Annotated in this window: 21 protein-coding genes and 2 pseudogenes; 14 read left to right on the top strand and 9 right to left on the bottom strand. The window is 72.3% G+C overall.

Features of this window, described 5'->3' with window-relative positions:
- The first annotated feature begins 10 nt into the window (after positions 1 to 10).
- Positions 11 to 949, top strand: a complete 939-nt coding sequence (locus MF672_RS16320) for a carbohydrate kinase family protein (RefSeq protein WP_242375149.1) — start codon at positions 11 to 13, stop codon at positions 947 to 949.
- 13 nt (positions 950 to 962) lie between these two features.
- Entirely contained in the window at positions 963 to 2444 is a 1482-nt protein-coding gene (locus MF672_RS16315) for a mannitol dehydrogenase family protein (RefSeq protein ID WP_242375150.1), read from the top strand.
- A 40-nt stretch (positions 2445 to 2484) separates the two neighbouring features.
- On the opposite strand, the gene MF672_RS16310 is transcribed toward MF672_RS16315, so the two are convergent.
- The 3 genes from MF672_RS16310 to MF672_RS16300 form a co-directional block, all read right to left on the bottom strand.
- Positions 2485 to 3027 (bottom strand): Clp protease N-terminal domain-containing protein, encoded by a 543-nt coding sequence (locus MF672_RS16310; RefSeq protein ID WP_242375151.1) that lies wholly within the window; start codon positions 3025 to 3027, stop codon positions 2485 to 2487.
- A gap of 3 nt (positions 3028 to 3030) precedes the next feature.
- Entirely contained in the window at positions 3031 to 3246 is a 216-nt protein-coding gene (locus MF672_RS16305; protein ID WP_242375152.1) for a helix-turn-helix domain-containing protein, read from the bottom strand.
- Between the two features lie 247 nt (positions 3247 to 3493).
- Complete coding sequence (locus MF672_RS16300; protein WP_242375153.1) at positions 3494 to 3898, bottom strand: MarR family winged helix-turn-helix transcriptional regulator; 405 nt, start codon at positions 3896 to 3898, stop codon at positions 3494 to 3496.
- A 203-nt stretch (positions 3899 to 4101) separates the two neighbouring features.
- Here MF672_RS16300 and MF672_RS16295 point away from each other — a divergent pair, with 203 nt between their 5' ends.
- From MF672_RS16295 to MF672_RS16265, 8 genes and pseudogenes are all read left to right on the top strand, one after another.
- A complete protein-coding gene (locus tag MF672_RS16295) occupies positions 4102 to 4515 on the top strand; it encodes a nuclear transport factor 2 family protein (protein WP_242375154.1) in 414 nt (137 codons plus the stop codon).
- A gap of 165 nt (positions 4516 to 4680) precedes the next feature.
- Positions 4681 to 5262, top strand: a complete 582-nt coding sequence (locus MF672_RS16290; RefSeq protein WP_242375155.1) for a TetR/AcrR family transcriptional regulator — start codon at positions 4681 to 4683, stop codon at positions 5260 to 5262.
- Positions 5259 to 6716, top strand: a complete 1458-nt coding sequence (locus MF672_RS16285) for an MFS transporter (RefSeq protein ID WP_242375156.1) — start codon at positions 5259 to 5261, stop codon at positions 6714 to 6716. Before MF672_RS16290 ends, MF672_RS16285 begins: the two co-directional genes overlap by 4 nt.
- Before the next feature lie 386 nt (positions 6717 to 7102).
- Positions 7103 to 7345, top strand: a pseudogene (locus MF672_RS52140) (DUF6230 family protein); the annotation flags it as partial.
- 19 nt (positions 7346 to 7364) lie between these two features.
- Positions 7365 to 7484 (top strand): annotated as a pseudogene (locus tag MF672_RS52135) (DUF6114 domain-containing protein); the annotation flags it as partial.
- 254 nt (positions 7485 to 7738) lie between these two features.
- On the top strand, positions 7739 to 7972 hold the full coding sequence (locus tag MF672_RS16275) for a LapA family protein (RefSeq protein WP_242375183.1): 234 nt from the start codon (positions 7739 to 7741) through the stop codon (positions 7970 to 7972).
- 4 nt (positions 7973 to 7976) lie between these two features.
- Positions 7977 to 8324 carry a DUF389 domain-containing protein gene (locus tag MF672_RS16270; protein WP_242375157.1) on the top strand — a complete coding sequence of 116 codons (348 nt, stop codon included), beginning with the start codon at positions 7977 to 7979 and terminating at the stop codon, positions 8322 to 8324.
- Between the two features lie 3 nt (positions 8325 to 8327).
- A complete protein-coding gene (locus MF672_RS16265; RefSeq protein WP_308210531.1) occupies positions 8328 to 8984 on the top strand; it encodes a DUF389 domain-containing protein in 657 nt (218 codons plus the stop codon).
- 407 nt (positions 8985 to 9391) lie between these two features.
- On the opposite strand, the gene MF672_RS16260 is transcribed toward MF672_RS16265, so the two are convergent.
- Entirely contained in the window at positions 9392 to 11191 is a 1800-nt protein-coding gene (locus tag MF672_RS16260; protein ID WP_242375159.1) for an alkyl/aryl-sulfatase, read from the bottom strand.
- Positions 11192 to 11609: 418 nt separating this feature from the next.
- Positions 11610 to 12413 carry a maleylpyruvate isomerase family mycothiol-dependent enzyme gene (locus tag MF672_RS16255; protein WP_242375160.1) on the bottom strand — a complete coding sequence of 268 codons (804 nt, stop codon included), beginning with the start codon at positions 12411 to 12413 and terminating at the stop codon, positions 11610 to 11612.
- 832 nt (positions 12414 to 13245) lie between these two features.
- Here MF672_RS16255 and MF672_RS16250 point away from each other — a divergent pair.
- The 3 genes from MF672_RS16250 to MF672_RS16240 all read left to right on the top strand — a co-directional run bounded on the left by MF672_RS16250 (position 13246) and on the right by MF672_RS16240 (position 15284).
- Positions 13246 to 14187 carry an alpha/beta hydrolase family protein gene (locus tag MF672_RS16250; RefSeq protein WP_242375161.1) on the top strand — a complete coding sequence of 314 codons (942 nt, stop codon included), beginning with the start codon at positions 13246 to 13248 and terminating at the stop codon, positions 14185 to 14187.
- Positions 14188 to 14256: 69 nt separating this feature from the next.
- Positions 14257 to 14538: a VOC family protein gene (locus MF672_RS16245; protein ID WP_242375162.1), complete on the top strand. Its 282-nt coding sequence runs from the start codon at positions 14257 to 14259 to the stop codon at positions 14536 to 14538.
- A complete protein-coding gene (locus MF672_RS16240) occupies positions 14535 to 15284 on the top strand; it encodes a sigma factor-like helix-turn-helix DNA-binding protein (protein WP_242375163.1) in 750 nt (249 codons plus the stop codon). Before MF672_RS16245 ends, MF672_RS16240 begins: the two co-directional genes overlap by 4 nt.
- Positions 15285 to 15342: 58 nt before the next feature.
- Here MF672_RS16240 and MF672_RS16235 read toward each other — a convergent pair whose 3' ends face one another.
- Positions 15343 to 15897 carry a hypothetical protein gene (locus tag MF672_RS16235; RefSeq protein WP_242375164.1) on the bottom strand — a complete coding sequence of 185 codons (555 nt, stop codon included), beginning with the start codon at positions 15895 to 15897 and terminating at the stop codon, positions 15343 to 15345.
- A 160-nt stretch (positions 15898 to 16057) separates the two neighbouring features.
- The gene (locus tag MF672_RS16230; protein ID WP_242375165.1) at positions 16058 to 17719 is read right to left on the bottom strand and encodes a CocE/NonD family hydrolase; all 1662 of its coding nucleotides are present in this window, start codon (positions 17717 to 17719) and stop codon (positions 16058 to 16060) included.
- A 118-nt stretch (positions 17720 to 17837) separates the two neighbouring features.
- Between MF672_RS16230 and MF672_RS16225 the strand changes: the two genes are divergently transcribed.
- Positions 17838 to 18311: a GbsR/MarR family transcriptional regulator gene (locus MF672_RS16225; protein ID WP_242375166.1), complete on the top strand. Its 474-nt coding sequence runs from the start codon at positions 17838 to 17840 to the stop codon at positions 18309 to 18311.
- Between the two features lie 15 nt (positions 18312 to 18326).
- Here MF672_RS16225 and MF672_RS16220 read toward each other — a convergent pair whose 3' ends face one another.
- Both MF672_RS16220 and MF672_RS16215 read right to left on the bottom strand, forming a co-directional pair.
- The gene (locus MF672_RS16220; protein WP_242375181.1) at positions 18327 to 19550 is read right to left on the bottom strand and encodes an ROK family transcriptional regulator; all 1224 of its coding nucleotides are present in this window, start codon (positions 19548 to 19550) and stop codon (positions 18327 to 18329) included.
- Entirely contained in the window at positions 19538 to 19870 is a 333-nt protein-coding gene (locus tag MF672_RS16215; RefSeq protein ID WP_242375167.1) for a hypothetical protein, read from the bottom strand. Before MF672_RS16215 ends, MF672_RS16220 begins: the two co-directional genes overlap by 13 nt.
- Between the last annotated feature and the right edge of the window lie 10 nt (positions 19871 to 19880).

Below are 19880 nucleotides of genomic sequence, written 5' to 3'. Positions count from 1 at the left end.
AGATATCGGCATGACCCCACCACCCCCGGCCGTCGTCGTGATCGGCGAGTCGGTCATGGACGTGATCGCCGATCACGACGGGAACAGGTCCGTGACGCCCGGCGGCTCCGCGCTCAACGTCGCGGTCGCGCTCGGACGGCTGGAGGTGCCCGTCCAGTTCGTGACGGCGCTCGGCCAGGACCGCTACGGGGACCGGATCCGCGCCCACCTCCGGGCCGCGGGCACGCAGGTCGTGTCCGCGGAGCCGGCCGGAGCCCGCACCTCGGTGGCCACCGCGACGCTGGCCGCCGACGGCTCGGCGACCTACGACCTGGACGTCACCTGGGACCTGCGCGCGGACGTACCGGTCGCCGAGGCCGGCCTCGTGCACGCCGGCTCGCTGGCGCTGTTCCTGGAGCCCGGCGCCTCCCGGGTGCGGGAGCTCCTGGAGGCCGCGCGACGGCGCGGGGCCGTGGTGAGCCTCGACCCGAACATCCGGCCCTCGCTGCTGCCGCCCCGGCAGGAGGTCCGGAGCCGGTTCGAGCGCCTCTGCGCGCACGCCCACATCGTCAAGCTCAGCGACGAGGACGCGTCCTGGCTCTACCCCGGCCACGCACCCGGTGACGTGACCGGCAGGCTGCTGGGACTCGGCGTGTCGCTCGTCGGGCTGACCGCGGGGGCCGGAGGCTCCCTGCTGGCCTCCGGCGCGCACCGGGTCCAGGTCCCCCCGGTCGCCGCGCGGGTGGTGGACACGATCGGCGCGGGCGACGCCTACCTGTCCGGCCTGCTCCGCAAGGTCCTGGAGCTGGAGCTCGCCGATGCGCTGCGCGGACCCGGCGCGATCCCCGCGGACACGTTGCGGGCCGTCGGCGGCTTCGCCGCCCTGACCGCCGGCGTCACCGTCACCCGCCGCGGCGCGGACCCGCCGGCCCTGTCCGAGCTCGGGTCCGGCATCGCGAACGACCACTGACACAGGAAGCCTGATGAGACTCTCCCCCGACAACCTCCCCGCCATCGCGGCGCGGGTCCCCGTGCCGCGCTACGACAGGACCCGGCTTCGCGCCGGGATCGTCCACCTCGGAGTGGGCGGCTTCCACCGCGCGCACCAGGCGATGTACCTCGACGCGCTGTTCGGCGAGCCCGGCGAGCCGGACGCCGCCCGGTTCGGCATCGTCGGCGTCGGCGTCCGGGCCGAGGACGCGGCCATGCGGGACGCGCTGCGGGCCCAGTCCACCCTCTACACGCTGGTCGAGAAGGAGGCGGACCGCCCGCCCCGTCCCCGCGTCATCGGCTCGATGATCGGCTACCTGTTCGCGCCGGACGACCCCGAAGCGGTGCTCGCCGCGCTCACCGATCCCGCCGTCCGGATCGTCTCGCTGACGATCACCGAAGGCGGCTACCACGTCAACCAGAGCACGGGCGAGTTCGAGGCCGACGCGGCCGTGCTCGCCGAGGCGCGCGCCGGCGGACGGCCGTCCTCGGCGTTCGGCTTCCTGACCGAGGCGCTCGCCCGGCGCCGGGCGGCCGGGACCGCGCCGTTCACCGTCCTGTCCTGCGACAACCTGCCCCAGAACGGTGAGGTCGCGCGGCGGACGCTCAGCGCCTTCGCCGGTCTCAGGGACGCGGAGCTCGGCGAGTGGATCGACCGGGAGGTCAGCTTCCCCAGCTCGATGGTGGACCGCATCACCCCGGTCACCTCCCGCCTCGACCGCGAACGGCTGCTGGAGGAGTTCGGCGTCGAGGACGCCTGGCCGGTGGTGTGCGAGCCGTTCCACCAGTGGGTCGTCGAGGACCGGTTCCCGTCCGGCCGGCCCGCGCTCGAACGCGTCGGCGTCCAGTTCGTCGACGACGTCGAGCCGTACGAGCTGATGAAGCTCCGCCTCCTCAACGCCGGCCACCAGGCCCTGGCCTACCTCGGCTACCTGGCCGGCCACCGGTTCACGCACGAGGTCTGCCGCGACCCCGCGTTCGCCCGGTTCCTGCGCGCCTACCTGGAGGAGGAGGCGACGCCGACCCTCGGCCCGGTGCCCGGCGTCGACCTGCCCGGGTACAAGAGACAGCTCATCGAACGCTTCTCCAACCCGGAGATCAGCGACACCCTGGCCCGGCTGTGCGCCGACTCCTCCGACCGCATCCCCAAGTTCCTCCTGCCCGTCACCCTCGCCCGCCTGGCGGAAGGCCAGGACGTCCGGCGCTCCGCCCTGGTGGTCGCGAGCTGGGCCAGGTACGCGGAAGGAGTCGACGAACAGGGGCGGCGCATCGACGTGGTCGACCGGCGACGGGCCGACCTCGCGGACCGGGCCGCCCGCCGGCTCACCGACCCCCTCGCCTTCCTCGAGGACGAGACCCTGTTCGGCGACCTCCGCCATCGGCCCGCCTTCACCGGCCCCTACCTCGAAGCCCTCGACAGCCTGCACCGCATCGGCGCCCGGGCCACGGTCGAGCAGTGGGAGGACCGCCCGTAACGCCGCGTCACCAGCCGATCCCGGCGCTCCGCGACCCGAGCTAGGCGCTCCGGCGAGCGTCGGACCCCCGCAGCTCCCGGACGAGTTCGCGCAGGTCGACGCCGGCGTCCGTGAGGATGCGGGCGGCGCCGTTGGCGTGATCGGCGAGCAGCCCCCACAACAGGTCCTCGCCGGTGGCCGGACGGCCCGATCCCCGCCACACGGCCACCTCGACCGCCTTGCGGGCGTGCATGGCGAGAGGCAGCTGGCCGAGCGGCCCGTACAGCACGACCCGCAGCGGCCGGGCCGGGGTGCGGCGCAGGCTCCAGGCTCTCGGGTCGTCGGTGCCGGAGCGGGTGCTGCGGTGGACCCGGTCGAGGTCGATGCCGAGCGTGGCGAGCAGCGTCCTGGAGTCGTTCGTGTCCACGCGTTCTCGTACGGCAGCGGCGGCGGTCGCGGTGAACGTGCGCAGCGTGAACGGCCGCACCTCGGCAAGGCCGAGCAGCATCAGGTCGGCGTCGAGGGCCGGCCGCCCGGCGTCGAGCGCCAGGATGCCGGCCCTGACCACGGCGCGGCGGGCGCCTTCTGCGAACTTGTCGAACACGCGTCATCCTTTCGTGCGGCGGGCGTGCTTGCGGTGGGCGGTCTGCCGCCGTACACCGAGGGCGTCTGCGATCCGCTCCCAGGACCAGCCTTGGGCGCGGGCGTTGGAGACGTGCACGGCTTCCAGTTCTTCGAGCAGGGTCCGAAGCGCGGCCACCGCTGCCAGCCCCACACCGGGGTCCTGGTCGGCGGTCGCCTCGGCCAGTTTGGCTACCTCCATGGCGTCAGCATATGCTGACGAACGCGATTTGTCAGCATATGCTGACGGAGTCTGCCTCTGGGTGACGGGGAGACCGGCTTCGGTGGCGATCTTGCCGAACGCGCGAGGAGGCCGGCCTCGGTGAGGCTGGCGCGCTGCTGCGGCAGGGACTGGGTCGCGGTGGAGACTCGGAAGTAGACGATCTGCACCGTGCCGTCCTTGCGACATCGATCGCTACCTGGGGGCGGCCCCAGGAGGGTGGAGGGGGTTAGGAGCTCGGAGGCTCACTCGCCTGCGTGTGGTGGTCCAGCAGGCGAGTGAGCAACTGCACGAGCTGGTCGCGTTCGGCGGGGGTCAGCGGGGCGAGCAGCTCGTCGTGGAGGTCGTCGAGGACCTGGTCAAGGTAGCGCAGGCGCCGGCGGCCTTGGGTGGTGATCGTGATGACGTTGCGGCGGCGGTCGTCGGGGTCCGGCATCCGTTCGACGAGATCGCGTTCGGCCAGTTCGTTGAGGACGCCGACCATGTCGCTGCGGTAGATGCCGGTGCGCCGGCTCAGCGTCGCCTGGCTGGCCGGGCCGTGCTCCTGCAACGAGGCCAGCACGGCGTAGTGCCACTTGCGGGCGTCGGCCTTGGCCAGTCCCTCGTTCACCAGCCGGTCCGACCGTGCGGTCATGCCTGACAGCAGGCGGCTGGCTCGTCGGCGCAGTCTTTCCGGCGTCTGCGTCTTGCCGTCGTGTGGCATGTCGGCGGCTTCGTCTCTGCTGCTCATGATGGTGATCGTACCCCTGTTGCGTTCGCCCCACTAACGATGTAGATTCGTTCACGTCGGAAACGTTAGAGGCACAAACGTTATTTCACCGAATGAAAGAGGACGCCATGTCCACGGATACCTCGACCGCCGACCGCGTTGAGATCGCCGACCTGTTCGCCCGCTTCGCACGCCTGCTCGATGAGAAGCGATGGGAGGACGTCGCCACCGTCTTCGCCGACGATGTGGCGGTGCATTCGCCGCGCGGGGGCGTGCTCCACGGCATCGACGCGATCGTCGACTTCATGCGACGCAGTGACGTCGAGGGGCAGCGGGCCCAGCACCTGACCACCGACCTGCTGGCGGAGGTCGACGGCGATCGGGCGACTGTCTCGGCTTACTCGCTCGTGTTCTACTACCGCGACGGCCAGGCGCCCCACTTCACGGGTGGCCTGCGGGTGACCGGCGCCCTGGCGCGGACGCCGGCGGGCTGGCGATTCCGCGAGCAGCGGATCGCGCCCCTCTGGACCCGCGAGAACTGATCTCCGGGGGCGGCCCAGGTGGTCGTGCTGGTCATGCCCGGTCGCCCCCACTGCGGTCACGCGCTGAAGTCGCGGGTCGTCGCCCATGACGGCTTGCCCTTTGCCCTGGAGGCAGGCGCGGGCGCGGCGTAGACAGTGTCTACGTCGTACTGGTAGACAGTGTCTATGCATGAGGACGCCGGGCTGCGCGCCCGTCTGGTCAAGGTCGGCGTGGAACTGGTCACCCAGGAAGGGACGCAGGCGCTGTCGCTGCGCGAGATCGCGCGGCGGGCCGGGGTCTCGCACGGAGCGCCGCGCCGCTACTTCCCCACCCACCTGGAGCTGCTGTCCGCCATCGCCCGCGAGGGCTTCACCGCTCTCGGCGCGGAGGTCGCGCGGGCGCTCGGCGACGGCCGGGCCGATCCACGAGCGCAGCTCGCGGCGCTCGGCCGGGCGTATGTCCGGTTCGCGCTGGACAACCGCGGCATGTACGAGCTGATGTTCCGCCACGACCTGCTGGAGAGCAACCACCTGGGGCTGCGGGAGGCCAGCCTGCCGCTGTTCGACGTGGTGGTGGGCCTGCTGACCCGGGCCGGGGTGCGGCCCGGCGCGGACCCGCGCGTCGCCGCCGGCGCGCTCTGGGCCAACGCGCACGGGCTCGTCCAACTCTGGAGCTGGGGCAGCCTGCAGCTCACCACCGGGGCGGCCGAACTCGAACCGCTGTTCCGCGCCACCCTGGACGCGCACCTCGGGCCGGAGCCGCGGTGACGCCCCGGCCGCACCTCACGCTGGCCGCCAGCGTCACCGGCGCGGTCGTCGTCGCCCTCGACGGGACCGTGCTCACCATCGCCCAGCCCGCCATGCAACGGGACCTGCACGCCACGTTCGCGCAGATCCAGTGGACCAGCACCGGCTACCTCATCGCCGTGGCGGCGCTGCTCGTCCTGTCCGGGCGGCTCGGCGACCGCTACGGCCACCGCAACGTCTTCGCCGCCGGGACGCTCGGCTTCGCCGTCACCTCGGCGGCGATCGCGCTGGCACCCGGCATCGGCTGGGTCATCGGGCTGCGCGTCGCCCAAGGGGTGTTCGGCGCGCTGCTGCAACCGGCGACGCTCGGGATGCTCCGCGCCGCCCTGCCCGCCGACCGGCTCCCCATGGCGGTCGCCGTCCGCAGCAGCGCCATCGGCCTCGCCGCCGCCGCGGGGCCGCTGGTCGGGGGCGCGCTGACCGCCCAGTTCGGCTGGCGCGCGGTGTTCCTGCTGAACGTCGTTCCGGCCCTCGCGATCGCCGCGGCCACCCCGGCGATCCGCCTCCCGCGCCCGGACGCAGCCGTCGGCGTCCCGGACTCGGACGGAGCCCGCCGCGTCCCGGCGCCGGGCGCGGCCGGGGTCGTTCGCGGTGCGGGGCAGGCGGATCGGCTCGGGCCGGCCGGGGCCGGCCTGCTGGCCGTGGCGCTGGCGGGGCTGGTGCACGCGCTGGTCGAGCTGCCGCGTACGGGCTGGACCTGGTCCAGCGCGCTCGGGCTGGGTGCGGCCGCCGTGGCGGGCGGGGCGTTCGCCCGGCACCAGCGGGTCGCCGCTCACCCGCTGATCCCGCGGCAGGTGCTCGCGCCGGGGCCGCTGACCGCCGCGCTGGCCGTGCTGCTGGCGGCTTCGGCGGCGATGTTCGGGGCGCTGTTCGTCGGCAGCTACTTCCTGCAGGAGGTGCTGGCGCTGGACCCGCTGGAGAGCGGGCTGCACGTGCTGCCGCTGGCGGTGATGATGGTGGCCGGCGCGCCGGTCGCCGCCGTGCTCCTGCGCCGGCAGGGCGCCCGCCGTACGGTGCTGGGGGCGATGGCCCTGGTCAGCGGCGGGATGCTGCTGCTCGCCTGCGTGGACAGGTCGGCCGCCTCGCCGACGATGATGGCGGCGTTCCTCCTGATGGGGGCCGGGTTCGGCACGGTGATGGTGACGGCGACGGCCGTCGTCGTGCGGGAGGCGCCGGTCGGGGACGTGGGCGTGTCCGGCGGGCTGAAGCAGACCGTGCTGAACGTCGGCCCTGCGGTGGGCATCGCCCTGGCCACCGCGACGATCACCCTCCTCGCGCCCGGCCCGGCGGGCTCGCCGTGGACGGCCGCGGCCTTCGGCGGCGCGATGGGGCCGGCGCTGCTGCTCCTCGCGGCCGTCGCCGCGCTCGGCGTCCCCGCGGCGCTCAAACTGCCCGCCCGGGCCGCCGGGCCGTGAAGGGCACGGAGAGGACGACGAAGAAGCCGCCGGCCGGCCGGCTTCAGCTCACCTCGCCCGAATGTGGGGGCATCTTCTGGGCGGCTCCGACTGGCTGAGCCTTCGCATCTGATCGCCAGGGAAAGGCGTCGGGATACCGTGAACGGTCGCATCAACCCCCGAAGGGCGTCGCTGCGCACATCTGTCGGACACCCTGCCCAGCACAACTGCCTGCCCTTCTAGATGTGGGCAAATTTGTCCAGCAGCACGCCATGAGCGCTGCGGCGTCCGGCGTGTAGGTCGACGAGCACCGTGGATGTCCCGCATGCTCGGCAATAGACCGGACTGTGACTGTGTGTAACAGAGTTCTGGCTCGCTTGCTGGGCCTACGTGAAAGGGAACGCATCATGGCCGAGCAGGCCCGCGTGCGCTGGAAGCGCTTCGGTCTGCTTCTCGTTCCTGTCGCCGGCGAGCTGCGCGGCCAGGGCTTCTCCGTGGCCACCGACGTGGACCGCACCAGGAAGGGCCGGACGTTCCCCGTCATCGTGGCCGGCGTCCGGCGGGCCGCGGTCACCGAGCTGTGCACGAGCGCGCTCGTACCGACGCCCGGGGGTACGATCACGCTCCGGCTCACCGGCGGGCAGGGCGGCAACGCAGAGCGGGCGCGGCGTGAGACGCGGGCTGTTCCCCGGCTTGATCGCGGTGCTGCTGTCGCTGGCGTCGTTCGTCTACTCCAACCTGGGCGGCTTCCTGCTCGGCATGATCCTCGGCCTGCTGGGCGGCATGCCGGCCGTCGCCTGGGTCCCGATCAGCCGGCCCGCCGGCCGCCTCGACACCTTCACCGCACGCATGAGCGTGCCGTGCTGGACGACGGCCATCGCAGTGGGGCGGCGTTGCCGGCGGCCGGCCGTGCCCGGGAGGCGAGCCCGTATCGAGACCGGCCCTGTGCCGGCGGAAACGGGCTTCCTCGCGAGCGGCCCTTCCGGTCGCGCTGGTGAAGGCCTGATCGAAACACCGGCGCTCACACCCATCTGGAGGTATTCGTGGCAGAGCAAGGCCCGCGAGGCCGTCTCGGGGCGATACCGCCGCGCGTCTGGCTGGCGCTCGTGCTGCTGGTGCTGGCGGCCGCGTTCATCCTGCAGAACCGGCAGGACGCGGTGATCCGCCTGTTCACGATGGCGGTGATCGCCCCGCTGTGGGTCACGCTGGTGGCGTGCACCGTCGTCGGGATCTGCATCGGCGCACTGGCCGGCAGCAGGAGCCGAAAAAGGCGGTGAGTGCGTGCTGAGCCGTCTCCGCGAGCGTGTCCTGCCCGCGGCGCAACGCCGCCCGCTGGAGGAACTGGCCGAGATTCTGGACCTGTCCTCGGGGGACGTACGCACGAAGCGGTCGGCGTTCTGGACGATGCTCGCTTTGTCGGCCGTCATCGCCGCGGCCGGCATCCACTCCGACTCCACGGCCACCGTCATCGGCGCCATGATCATCGCACCGCTGGGCACGCCGATCATGGGCATCGCACTGGCGATCGTGCGGCGCCGCGGGCAGGGCGCGATCGGTTTCGTGGTCTTCGGCGGCCTGCTCGTGATCGCGGTGGGGATGGTCTTCTCGCTGCTGCTGCCCACCTCCTAAGCGCTGCTGGCCAACAGCCAGATCGCCGCCCGCACGTCCCCCAAGCTGATGGATCTGGTGGCCGCGCTCGCCACCGGGCTGGCCGGAGCCGTCGCGCACGCCCGCCGCGACGTCGCCGCCGTGCTGCCGGGCGTGGCGATCGCGATCTCCCTGGTCCCGCCGCTGGCCGTGGCCGGCGTCTGCCTCGGCCACGGGGCGGGCTGGCTGACGCTCGGCGCGCTCGTGCTCTTCCTGTCCAACCTGCTGGCGCTGGTGCTGGGCGGTATCGTGGTGTTCACGGCGACCGGGTACGCGGCCGAGCCCGCCGCAAGCTCCGGCCGGAGCCGCCGTCGTACCCGGCTCACCCTGGTGCTGCTGGCCGCCGTGGTGCTGCTGCCGCTGTCGGCCAACACCGTGATCAGCTACCTGCTGACCGCGTGGAGTGCGCAGGCCCAGACGGTCGCCGACGAGTGGATCTCCGCGGTGCCGGGCTCGTCGGTCACCGGCGCCGACGTCGTCTCCCGCGAGATCCGCATCCGCGTACGGACGCCGGGCGAGCCGCCGCCGATCTCCGGCCTGCTCAGCGCGCTTCACGGCCGGATCCCGGACGGGGTGCCGATCGTGGTCGAGACCACGCAAGGCAGCACGATCCACGCCGGCCGGGTGGGAGCACCCTCCTGAGGCTGTCACAGCCTTCCGAGAAAGATCGCGGCGCCGGCCTGGGCGATCCTCTTCCCCGCAGGTCCGAGTGCCTGACCGAGCCGCCGATCAGCGCGCGGTCAGTCGATGTGCACCCCGCCGTCTCTGTCACCGTGGTGATGCTGGATGCCTCGTTGTTCGGACCGGTGACTACGCTTTTCGCGCTCGTCGCCACGTCGCTCACCGCCGTCGCCACCGCCACCCTGCGGCCCGGCGAGCACGGTCTTCGCCCGCGCCACCACCGTCAGCGCGGACGGCGAACAGCGGCTTCAGCGGATGCGCGGCTGGCTCAACCGGCACAACGGCGTTCCTCGCCGAAGGTCTGCGCGGCCTGCTTGCCTGCGGGCGGGGCCACCCGGGGCGCGATTCCCGGGCGGCCCGGCCGGGGTTCACGGCGTCACGATGGAGAACGCGGGATCCGGGTTCTCCAGGACGGCGGTGAGGCGGCGCAGGACCTCCATGTCGCCCTCGTGCTCGATGCCGTCGGCCTGTCGGCCGGTGACCAGGCCGAGCAGTTGCCGCTGGGTGAGCGTGAGCGTCAGGTCTGCCGGCTGTTGCGGCGGGTCGGGCTGGTGGATGAGCGCGCCGTTGGACAACGTGGTGCGGTGGCGCTGGTTCAGGTCCGTCAGGTGCCAGTCGATGGCCAGGCTCTCGTTCCACGCCTTGGGCCCGTCGACGCGGATGGCCACGGAGTCGAAGACCTGCTCGACGGTCAGGGCGGCGAGCATCTCCGGCGAGGTGGTGTCGAGGTCGGCGGGGACGATGCCGCTGGTCAGTTCCAGTGCTGCGACCAGGTAGAAGTTGCGCCAGGTGCCGTTCTCGCAGCCGTGGCCGAGCCGGGTGTAGACCTCGGCGAGCATCGAACGCGCCTGGCTGTCGTTCTCGTCGGTGAAGACGGCGTGGTTGAGCAGCGTGGCGGCGAACCGCAGGTCGCCGTCGTCGAGGTAGCGCCGGGCGTAGGCGAGGACGCCGTCGCGTCCGCCCATGCACTCGACGTAGCGGCGCGCCTGCTCGACCGGCGGGTGCTCCCACAAATGGGCCGGGTTACCGTCGAACCAGCCCAGATAGCGCTGGTAGATGGCCTTGACGTTGTGGCTGACCGAACCGTAGTAGCCGTGGGTGTGCCACGCCCGCTCCAGAGCCGGAGGCATGCGCATGGCCTCGGCGATCTCGGTCCCGGTCATGCCCTTGTTCAGCATCCGCAGCGTCTGGTCGTGCAGGTAGGCGTACAGGTCGCGCTGCTGCGACAGGAACGTGACGATGTTCTCGGCGCCCCAGGTGGGCCAGTGGTGCGAGGCGAAGCAGACCTCGGCCTGGCCGGCGAACAGGGCAATCGCCTCGGTCAGATAACGCGCCCAGACCCGCGTGTCACGGACCAGCGCGCCGCGCAGGGTCAGAATGTTGTGCAGATTGTGCGTGGCGTTCTCGGCCATGCACAGCGCCCGGCGCTCAGGGATGAGGAAGTTCATCTCCGCCGGTGCTTCGGTGCCCGGGGTGAGCTGGAAGACGAAACGCACGCCGTCGAGCGTCTCCTCCTGCCCGGTGCGCGTGACGTCCTTGGACGGCGGGATGAGGGAGATCGTCCCGGTCGACGTGGTCAGGCCCAGCCCGGCCCCGATCTGCCCTTCCGGCGAGCGGGGCAGCGCCGGCCCGTACATGTAGGTGGCGCGGCGGTTCATCGCGGTACCGGCGTAGACGTTCTCCGACACCGCGTGCTCCATGAAGTGGGCCGGGGCCAGGATCGGCACGCTGCCGTCGGTGACACCCCGCACCCCGCCGAAGTGGTCGGCGTGGGAATGGGTGTAGATCACCGCGGAGACCGGGCGGTCCCCGCGCTGCTCGCGATAGAGCCTCAGCCCGGCCGCCGCGCATTCGACCGACAGCAGCGGGTCGACGACGACGACGCCGCGCTCGCCCTCGATCAGGGTCATGTTCGACAGGTCCAGGCCGCGGATCTGATAAATGCCGTCGGTGACCTCGTACAGACCCTGCTTGACGCACAACTGCCCCTGCCGCCACAGGCTGGGATGCGCGGTGTCCGGGCACTCCTGCGCCAGGAAACCGTACGCATCGCCGTCCCACACGTCCCGGCCATCGGCTGTCTTGATGACTGCGGGGTCGAGCGCGGCCAGGAAGCCGCGATCGGCGGCCTCGAAGTCCGCCCGGTCGCCGAAGGGAAGGTCTGCCATGAATGCGGCCTTCCCGCCGGCGACCCCGCTCCGCCGCGACTCGCCGGTACCTTCGCCCGCCCGTGACCATCTCTTTGACAGCCTCGCGGACGCCGGCAACGTCTGACCAGCCGTTGATCAAATTCCGCGCGCTCAACGCCTCAGGCTTCGATGCGCCCTCAGCCGCCCGCCGCCGTCTACTGTGCCGAGGTCAGCGGCATGACTATGTAACTGCCCCCCATCAAGCGGCTCCAGAAACACATGGCGACGAAAGCTACAGAGAGTTACTTCGGGGCTGGTTACACAGACCCGAGCGGGGAGCCGAGGCGGGACGTCGGTCTGCGGCGCTTCCGGCCATGCAGGTCTCGCCGGCGGGCTGCCCCGAAATGAGCTCGACCGTGTCGCTGACCCACAAGGCACCGGCGAGTTCGGGTGCCGGTCAGTTGCTGGCGTGGGCGGTGTTGTCGAGCCAGTGCTGGGCCAGGTCGGTGTCGCCGTCGATGCTGATCTTGTGGGCTTGGCCGTCGGTGAGGGGGAGCCGCCGGGTCAAGGTCAGCAGCAGCGCTTGCGCCGGGCCGCTCACCGTCACATCGGCCTGCCGGACTCCAGGCTGCCACCTGGCCCCGTCGGGCCGCCTTTCGACGAGCCAGGCGTTCGTGCCGTCGGTGGCGTCGGTGGCCAGCCACTGCAAGGTCTGCCCGGTGCCCCGGATCGCGTGGGCCGACTCCGGCCGCTGAATCTCCCACGTGGGAGAGGTCAGCATCGCGAAATGGTTGCCGATGAGCGCGGCTGCGACCTCGGGATCGACCTCGGTCGGCCGGCCCGCCGCGGTGGCCGCGTCGAAGCCGTGGACGACCGCCTCGTTGAGCATGCTCGACATCCAGAACCGTCCTCCGGACCGCTGGTCGCCGGAGGCGTTGAACACCGGAGCCACCAGCGCCTCATCAGAGCACGCGTTCGCGACCCGTTGCGCGGATTCGGTCAGCCACGCCTGCCACTGACCGGGGTCGGCGGGGAACTCAGCCAGCTCGGTGGGCAGTTGGGTGGGGTCGGTGATGCGCCGCTCGACGATCTCCGCGACCCAGTTCTGCGTCTGGCCCACGTGCTTGACCAGCTCGGCGATGGTCCACTCCGGGGTCGTCGGCACGACGGCGGAGGGTCCGGCCGCGACGGCTGATTCGGCCAGGTGCCGGGTGTGCTCGACGATCGCGCGTCGGGCGAGGTCGGCGTTCAGCTCGGTCATGGGATAGCCCCTTATCGGTAGGTTCGTTGTGCTGGGACTGACTCGGGGGGCCAGTCGAACTCATCGGTGATCTGTGAAGCGGTCTGACAGGCGACTTGGCGATCATCCCCTGATTCGTCGTAGCGTTCGACGATCTCGCCCAATTCCCAGGCGGCCCGCCGACCCGTTCGCCGTCTTCCCTACCCGACCCACCGAGATCCGCATCGGGGACGCGCGGGTGTCCACCAGTGGATCGTCGCCGACAAGAAGTCCGGTAAGAACGCCCACCGGCTGTGCCTGGACCGGTACGGCAGGTCGTCACACGACCTGATCACCAGCTGCGGCGGTGGTGCCAGTCCGTCCAGCGTGTTGTCGATGTGATGGCGGGTGCCGGGCGCCGCTTCCGCGTCGGGTCGCAGGGCCAGCGGGCGTGTGACGGTCTCGGCACGGCGATCGGGGCGAAGGCGGGCGAGGGCGTGGGCAGCGTTCGCGGCCGGCGCGGCCTCGATCCGCTCGTCACCGGCGATGCCCAGCAGGACGTCGACAGCCTCCCCGGCCCGGCAGGGCGCCAGGTCCGCCGGCCCGTTCGCCGAGCGCCTGCGCCCGCAGGTCGAAGTCGGCCCTGTCGTCGCTGATCACCTGGTGCAGGAGGTCAAGGGTGGCATACCGGGGTCCTGGTCATCTTCGCGAGGTCGACGTCGACGCGCTGCGGGCGCTCTGCGGCGCCGGCCGAAGCCAGGGCTGAGCGCGCGGGAGGCGCATCCGCTGCCGGTTTGACAAAACGGGACATTGATCCGAATATAACCGGGACAACGTACCGCTTCCCACCCCGCCAAGAAGGGACCCGCACGCCATGAGTGCACCCGCCTCCCCCACCCCCGTCCTGTCCTACAGCCCGGTGGTCCTGTCCGTGCCCGGCCGCCCCGTGGACCTCCACGTCCGCGTCTCCGCGCCCGCGACCGGGACCGGGCTGCCCGTCGTCCTGCTCTCCCACGGCCACGGCGGCTCCAACCACCTCTCCTCCCTGCACGGGTACGCGCCCATCGCCGACCTGTGGGCGGCCGCCGGGTTCGCCGTCGTCCAGCCCACGCACCTCAGCTCCCGCACCCTCAGCCACCGGCTCGCCGACGCCCCAGGAGCCCCCTTCTTCTGGCGCTCGCGCGCCGAGGACATGAGCCGCATCCTCGACCGCCTCGGCGAGCTCGAGAGCACGGTGCCGCAGCTCGCCGGGCGGCTCGACCACGACCAGGTCGCGGTCGCCGGGCACTCGCTCGGCGGCCACACCGCCGCTCTCCTGCTCGGCGCCCGGATCACCGACCCCGGCACCGGCGAGGAGGTGAGCCTCGCCGAGCCGCGCATCAAGGCGGGCGTCCTGCTGGCCGCGCCGGGCAGGGGCGGCGACGTCCTCAACGGCTGGATGGCCGAGAAGGTGCCGTTCTTCCACACCACCGACTTCTCCACGATGACCACGCCCGCCCTGGTCGTCGCCGGCGACAAGGACGACTCCCGCCACTTCACCGACGTCGGCCCCGACTGGCACGCCGACCCGTACCATCTCGCGCCCGCGCCCAAGACCCTGCTCACGCTGTTCGGCGCCGGGCACCTGCTCGGCGGCATCTCCGGCTACGACGCCGCGGAGACCACCGACGAGAGCCCCGAGCGGGTCGCCGCCCTCGGCCGCCTCACCGCGGCGTACCTGCGCACCCGGCTCCGGCCCGGCGACCCCGCCTGGCGGACGGCCTGCGAAGCCCTGACGACCGGGGCGGACGCGGTCGGACGGGTCGAGTCCAAGTAGCCTGTTACCTTCCTCCGCCCGCGCTCGTCATAGGGGCGACGACCGAACACGAGCGAAGCGGAGAACAGGATGCTGACCACCATCGTTCCTGGCAGCGCGGTGCAGATCCTCCTGTGGTCGCACCCGGCGGCCGCGGGGCAGCCGGGCGAGGACGGCCAGGACGCCGTGCCCGGCCCGTTGATCCTCGAATCCGACGACCTGCGGAAGGATTTCGAGGTCATGCGCACGCGCGGCGTCACCTTCGCCGAACCCGAACCCGGGGACTACCCGTTCGGGGTCCGCGCGGAGGCGGTGGACCCGGACGGCAACCGGATCTCGCTCCGCCAGCAGCGGAAGCCGCGCAACCCGTGATCGCCCACGCCGTCACGGAGGCGTTCGAGGCCCAGCGCGACCGGCTGACCACCGTGGTCGGCCGCATCAGCCTGGACCTGCTGCGATCCCGCCAAGCCCGTCCCGAGACCGCCTACGGGCACGAGTTCGGGGACCTCGTGGTGACGCCGGCCGACGAGCCCACGCCGGACGAGCAGGCGGCGCTGGCCGACGCGATGGGCCTCGCCCTGCTCGTCGTGCTCGACTCGCTCACCCCCGCCGAGCGCCTGGCGTTCGTCCTGCACGACATGTTCGCGGTCCCGTTCCACGAGATCGGCCAGATCCTGGGCAAGTCCGCCGACGCCGCCAAGATGACCGCGAGCCGCGCCCGCCGCAAGGTCCAGGCCACGAGGGACCGGCCGGCGGGTCCCGGCCCCGAGCACCGGGAGGCGGTCCAGGCGTTCCGGGCCGCCGCGCTGGGCGGCGACTTCGAGGCGCTCCTGCGCGTCCTGGACCCGGACGTGAAGCTGACCGTCGACACCCCGGGCGGCGTCGTCGTCACCCTCGGCGCCACCGCGGTCGCCTCCGGCGCCCGCATGTTCGCCGGCGAGGTGGCCCGCCAGCGGCCCGTGCTGGTCAACGGCGTGCCCGGCCACATGTCGTGGCGCTCCGACGGAACCCCTCTCTCCGTCATCGCCTTCACCGTCGCCGGGGGCCGGATCACCGATATTCACCTCATCGTCGATCCGGCGAAACTCGCCTCGATCGAAATTCCGCCCCCTCGATAACGCGACGAACGGAAGCCCGGCCGCAAATCGCGACCGGGCTTCCGCGCCTTTTCCGGCATCAGTACTTGCGCAGCAGCGCCACCATTTGCTTGATGAGCTCGCTGCGGTTGTCCGCCCGCTTCCTGGCCTCGTCGGACAGTTTCATCCACGCCTCGTACGCCGTGCCGCCGAGGACGTTCGACAGCACCCCGCCCGGCGCCTCGTCGTCGAACACCCAGCCGGGCAGCGAGTAGTTGCCGTACTCCTTCGACCCGCCGGCCTTGGCCGGCACGGTCGTGATGCCGACGGCGTGGAGGACGGTGCAGCACACCAGGCAGACGGGGTTGGACAGCGCCTGGAACGTTCCCGCGCCGAGCGTGGCGCCCGCCAGGTAGGCCTGGTTCAGGCAGTCGATCTCGCCGTGGTAGCCGGAGCTCGAATGGCCGTCGTAGACGTGGTGCGGGCCCCAGGACATCCGGCAGGAGGTCGCCTGCCCGGCGGCCATGGGCTGGTTCTGGCTGGCCACGAGCGCCGCCGTCGCCACGACGTGCTCGGCCCAGGCGCCGCCGATCGCATTGGCGTTGAAAACCGCGCCTCGCTGCCGCTTCGGCTTCTCCTCGTACATGGTGCTCATGAGCTTTTCCTTTCTCTCCGCTTTTTGTCGGGTCCTGCACAACTGGCAATCGTACGGAGCTACCGGAAAAGCACAAGATGTCGCTCGCGCGATACGAAAGTGGCCGTTCTGTTCTTTTTGTTCAGGAGAAACAGGTATCTGGCGGCGGCGCCCGCCTGGACTACACGTCCTGCACGGGGAGCGCGAGCCGTGAGCTCGGCAGGTCGATCGTCCGGCGGGACGGCAGCGTCTTCGCCGAGGTGGCCGGGTCCTCGCCGGTGCCCAGGTTCCGTTCCCAGCGCGGGAACGAACCGCCCGCGACGAGCAGCCGGATCCGGCTGCCCCGCGCGAACCGGTGCGCCACCCCGTCCAGCTCCACGCGGACCACCCCCTGGACCGCCGCGGGGCCGAGCCGGGCGAACCCGTCGCTGACGTTGCGCGAGCGGCCCCGGGCGTCCACCTCCGACACCCGGACGAACAGGTCGGCGTGGGGATTGTCGGAGCTGTGGCCCAGCTCCACCACCGGGCCGCCGGCGACCTCCACCTCCGCGCTCAGCGGCTCCGACGTGAACGCCAGCACGTCGGGACGCGTGGCGAGCGCGCTGTCGTCCGTGTAGCCCGCGGTCAGCCCCGGGGAGACCTGCGTGACGAACGCCCCGCCGTAAGTGGGGGTCGGGTCGGCGGGGTCGTAGGTGAACCCGGCCGTCTCCCCCGCGCCCGCGGGCTGAGCGGCCAGGAGGCCGCCGGAGCGGAGGTACAGGATCCGCTCGGCCGTCGCCGGCGGCCACGCCGGAAGGTCGCGCCACCCTCCGCCGGGGCCGCTGACGAACACCCTGACCGGCGCCGCCCGGCGCTGCCGGCGCGACCCGGCCAGGTGCTCGTCGAACCAGGCGAGGGCTTCGGGCAGCAGGACGCGGGTGCCCTCGGCGCCCGCCTGGGCATGCGTCCACGGGCCCATGGTGAGCCCGGCCTCGACGCCCCGCCCGGCCAGCCGCGCGTACCCCGCCAGCGTCTGGCGCAGGAAACCGTCCTGCCAGCCGCCCTGCAGCAGCACCGGGACGCGGGCTCGCTCCAGCGCCGGCGTCAGGTCGGCGCGCTTCCACCACGGGTCCTCCAGGTCCCGCCGGCTCACCCACTCGCGGTACCAGGGCGCCTTCCCGTCCAGCAGCTCCTCGGCGGCGCCGGCCAGCGGCAGGGCCGCCAGGGCCTTCTTGACGCGGCCCCGGGCCGACATGACCCCGAGCACGCGCGGCAGGATGGGCTCCTCCTGCCTGGTCGTGACGAACGACCACTCCAGCATCGTGCTCAGCAGGAAAGCCCCGCCGGGGTGGGCGAGGGCCCGGAAGTCGTGGGGCGCGCACGCGATCACCGCGGTCACCAGCTCGGGAGGCGGATCCATCAGCAGGGCCCACGCGGCGAAGCCGACGGAGGAGAAGCCGTGCGCGGCGAAACGCCCGTCGAACCACGGCTGCTCGCGCATCCACGCCACGATGTCGGCCGCGTCGCCGGCCTCCCGCATGTGCGGCTCGAAGGTGCCCCCTGACCCGAACGTGCCCCGCCACCGGACCAGCAGCACCCGGTAGCCGCGGCAGGCGAACAGCCCGCCCGTCATCGCCGTGCCCATCACGTTGTAGCCGTAGGGGGAATTGACGAGGATCGTCCCCGACGCCGGCCCCTTCGGCTCCAGGAGGTCGGCGAGCAGTTCGACGCCGTCCCGCATCGGGATCCGCACGTCGCGGGTCACGCTGTAGTCGCCCGTCGCGGCGGGCAGCCGGGCGTACTTCGTCCACAGCAGGTCGGCGAGCCGTCGCCCGGCCGTCCGGTTCTTGGCTGGCTGGTTCATCTCTCCTCCGCATCTCCTTTTGCGCAGTCTGGTGCACAACGGCATGAAATTTCAATGATTACTGAAAGTTCGTGCGGTTGCGGTACCCTTGCCGCTGCGGACGCACGAAGGGAGCGATGTGCGCGAAGACGAGCGGGACGAGCTCGGCAGATTCGTCGAGCGGTTCGCCTCCACCCTCACCGACGCCGGCTTCCCGCGCCTCGCCGCCCGCGTCTTCGCGACGCTCCTGGCCAGCGAGAGCGGCCGGATGACCGCGGCCGAGCTGGCCGAACGGCTGCGGGCCAGCACCGGCGGCGTCTCGGGCGCCGTCCGCTACCTGGTCCAGCTCCGCCTCATCCGCACCGAGCGCGACCCGGGATCGCGCCGCCACGCCTACGTCGTGGACGGCTCGTGGTACGAGTCCACGTTCCTCGCCAACCCGTTCCTGGATCGGGGCGAGGCCGACCTGCGGGAAGGCCTCGCGATCCTGGGCGCCTCACCGGCGGCCGACCGGCTGAACGAGACGCTGGAGCTCATCCAGTTCCTCAGGGACGAGACCCGCGCCATGATGCGCCGCTGGCACGAGCGCAAGGCGGCGCCGCGCCCGCGATGAGCCGGCCCGGCGCCGTCACCGCAGGGCGGCCGGCGCGCCGAGCGGGTTGTCCAGGAGGTCGGCGAAGGCGAGTTCGGCCGCCCCGGCGAGCGTGGTGTCGTCGCCCAGGGCCGTCACGGCCAGGCGGACCCGTTCACGAGACACCGGCAGCACATGCGCGTCGATCCGCGCGCGCACACGGGACGCCGCCGCCGGGTAGACGTCGCTGAGCATGCCGCCGAAGACCACGAGCGCCGGGTTGAACAGGTTGATGAGGTTGACGACGCCGACGCCGAGCCAGTCGCCGACCCGGTCGAGGGCGTCCCGAGCGCGGGCGTCACCGGCGCCGGCGAGGGCGACGACGGCCCGGATGCCGTCGCGTCCGACGAGGTCGGCGGCCCGTCCCGCGTAGTCGAGCAGCGCCTCCTCCCCCACCTCGGCCTCCAGGCAGCCGCGCGACCCGCACAGGCACGGCCGGCCGTCGAACGGGTTGACCAGCATGTGCCCGAGCTCGCAGCCGTAGCCCGCGTCGCCGTCCAGGAGTGTGCCGCCGACGATGATGCCGCCGCCGACGCCGACGTCCCCGTGCAGGTAGATGAGGTTGTCCACGTCGCGTCCCGCGCCGCGCACGTGCTCGGCGACCGCGCCCAGGTGCGCCTCGTTGCCGACCTCGACGGGCAGCCCGAGGCCGAGCCCGGCGGCGAGCTCCGGCCCGAACGCCTGGTCCACCCAGCCGAGGTGCGGCCCGTACCGGACCGTGCCGTCGGCGCGCCTGATCAACCCGCAGTACGACGCGCCGACCCCCACGCACGACGCCCCAGGACCGGCCCCGGCGACCAGCTCACGGCCGAAGGCGGCGAGGACGCCGACGACGTCCTCCAGATCCACCCCCGCGCGGGCGCGGACGGCCTCGCGCCGGTCGAGGACCCGGCCGCCGAGCCCGACCCGGGCCGCGAGCAGCCGGTCAACGGCGACGTCGAAGGCGAGCCCGTACACCTTCTCCTGCTCGGGCATGACCACGATGGACGGCCGCCCCGCGCGGCCCCGGCCGGTGGGGACGCCCTCGCGGACGAGGCCGGCCGCGATCAGCTCGGCGGTCAGGTCCATGATCGTGCTGCGGTTGAGGCCCATCCGGCGGCCCAGCGCGGCCCGTGACACGGCGCCCTCCTGGTGGACGCGTCTCAGCACCTCGCTCAGGTTCCGCTGCCGCATCTGCTCCTGCGTCCGCGCGCCCGCCGCCGATCCCGTCACCCCCGCCAGCCTAGAGCTTGTCCGCCGCCGGACCGGCCTACGAGGGCAACCACGACGGCGGCCGGCCAGGGCAGCCGGGCCGGCAGGTGGAGCGCCTGCGCGGCCAGCGCCGACAACACCGAGACGATCGGGAAGATCACGACCCGGCTCAGCGACCACCAGACGCCGGCGAACCTCTCGCCGGAGCTCAGGTCGCCCTGGCAGTAGAGCTGCGCGCGGGCCACCAGGTGAAGGTCGAGGAAGGTCCCGAACGTCGCGCACCCGACGGCGATGACCACGGAGAGCCCGCATCCGAACGTCCAGAAGATGTCCCGCGCACGCTCCGTCATGACGCCAGCC

The sequence above is a fragment of the Actinomadura luzonensis genome (assembly GCF_022664455.2).
Lineage (GTDB): Bacteria > Actinomycetota > Actinomycetes > Streptosporangiales > Streptosporangiaceae > Nonomuraea > Nonomuraea luzonensis.
This window is presented reverse-complemented; position numbering and strand designations above follow the sequence as displayed.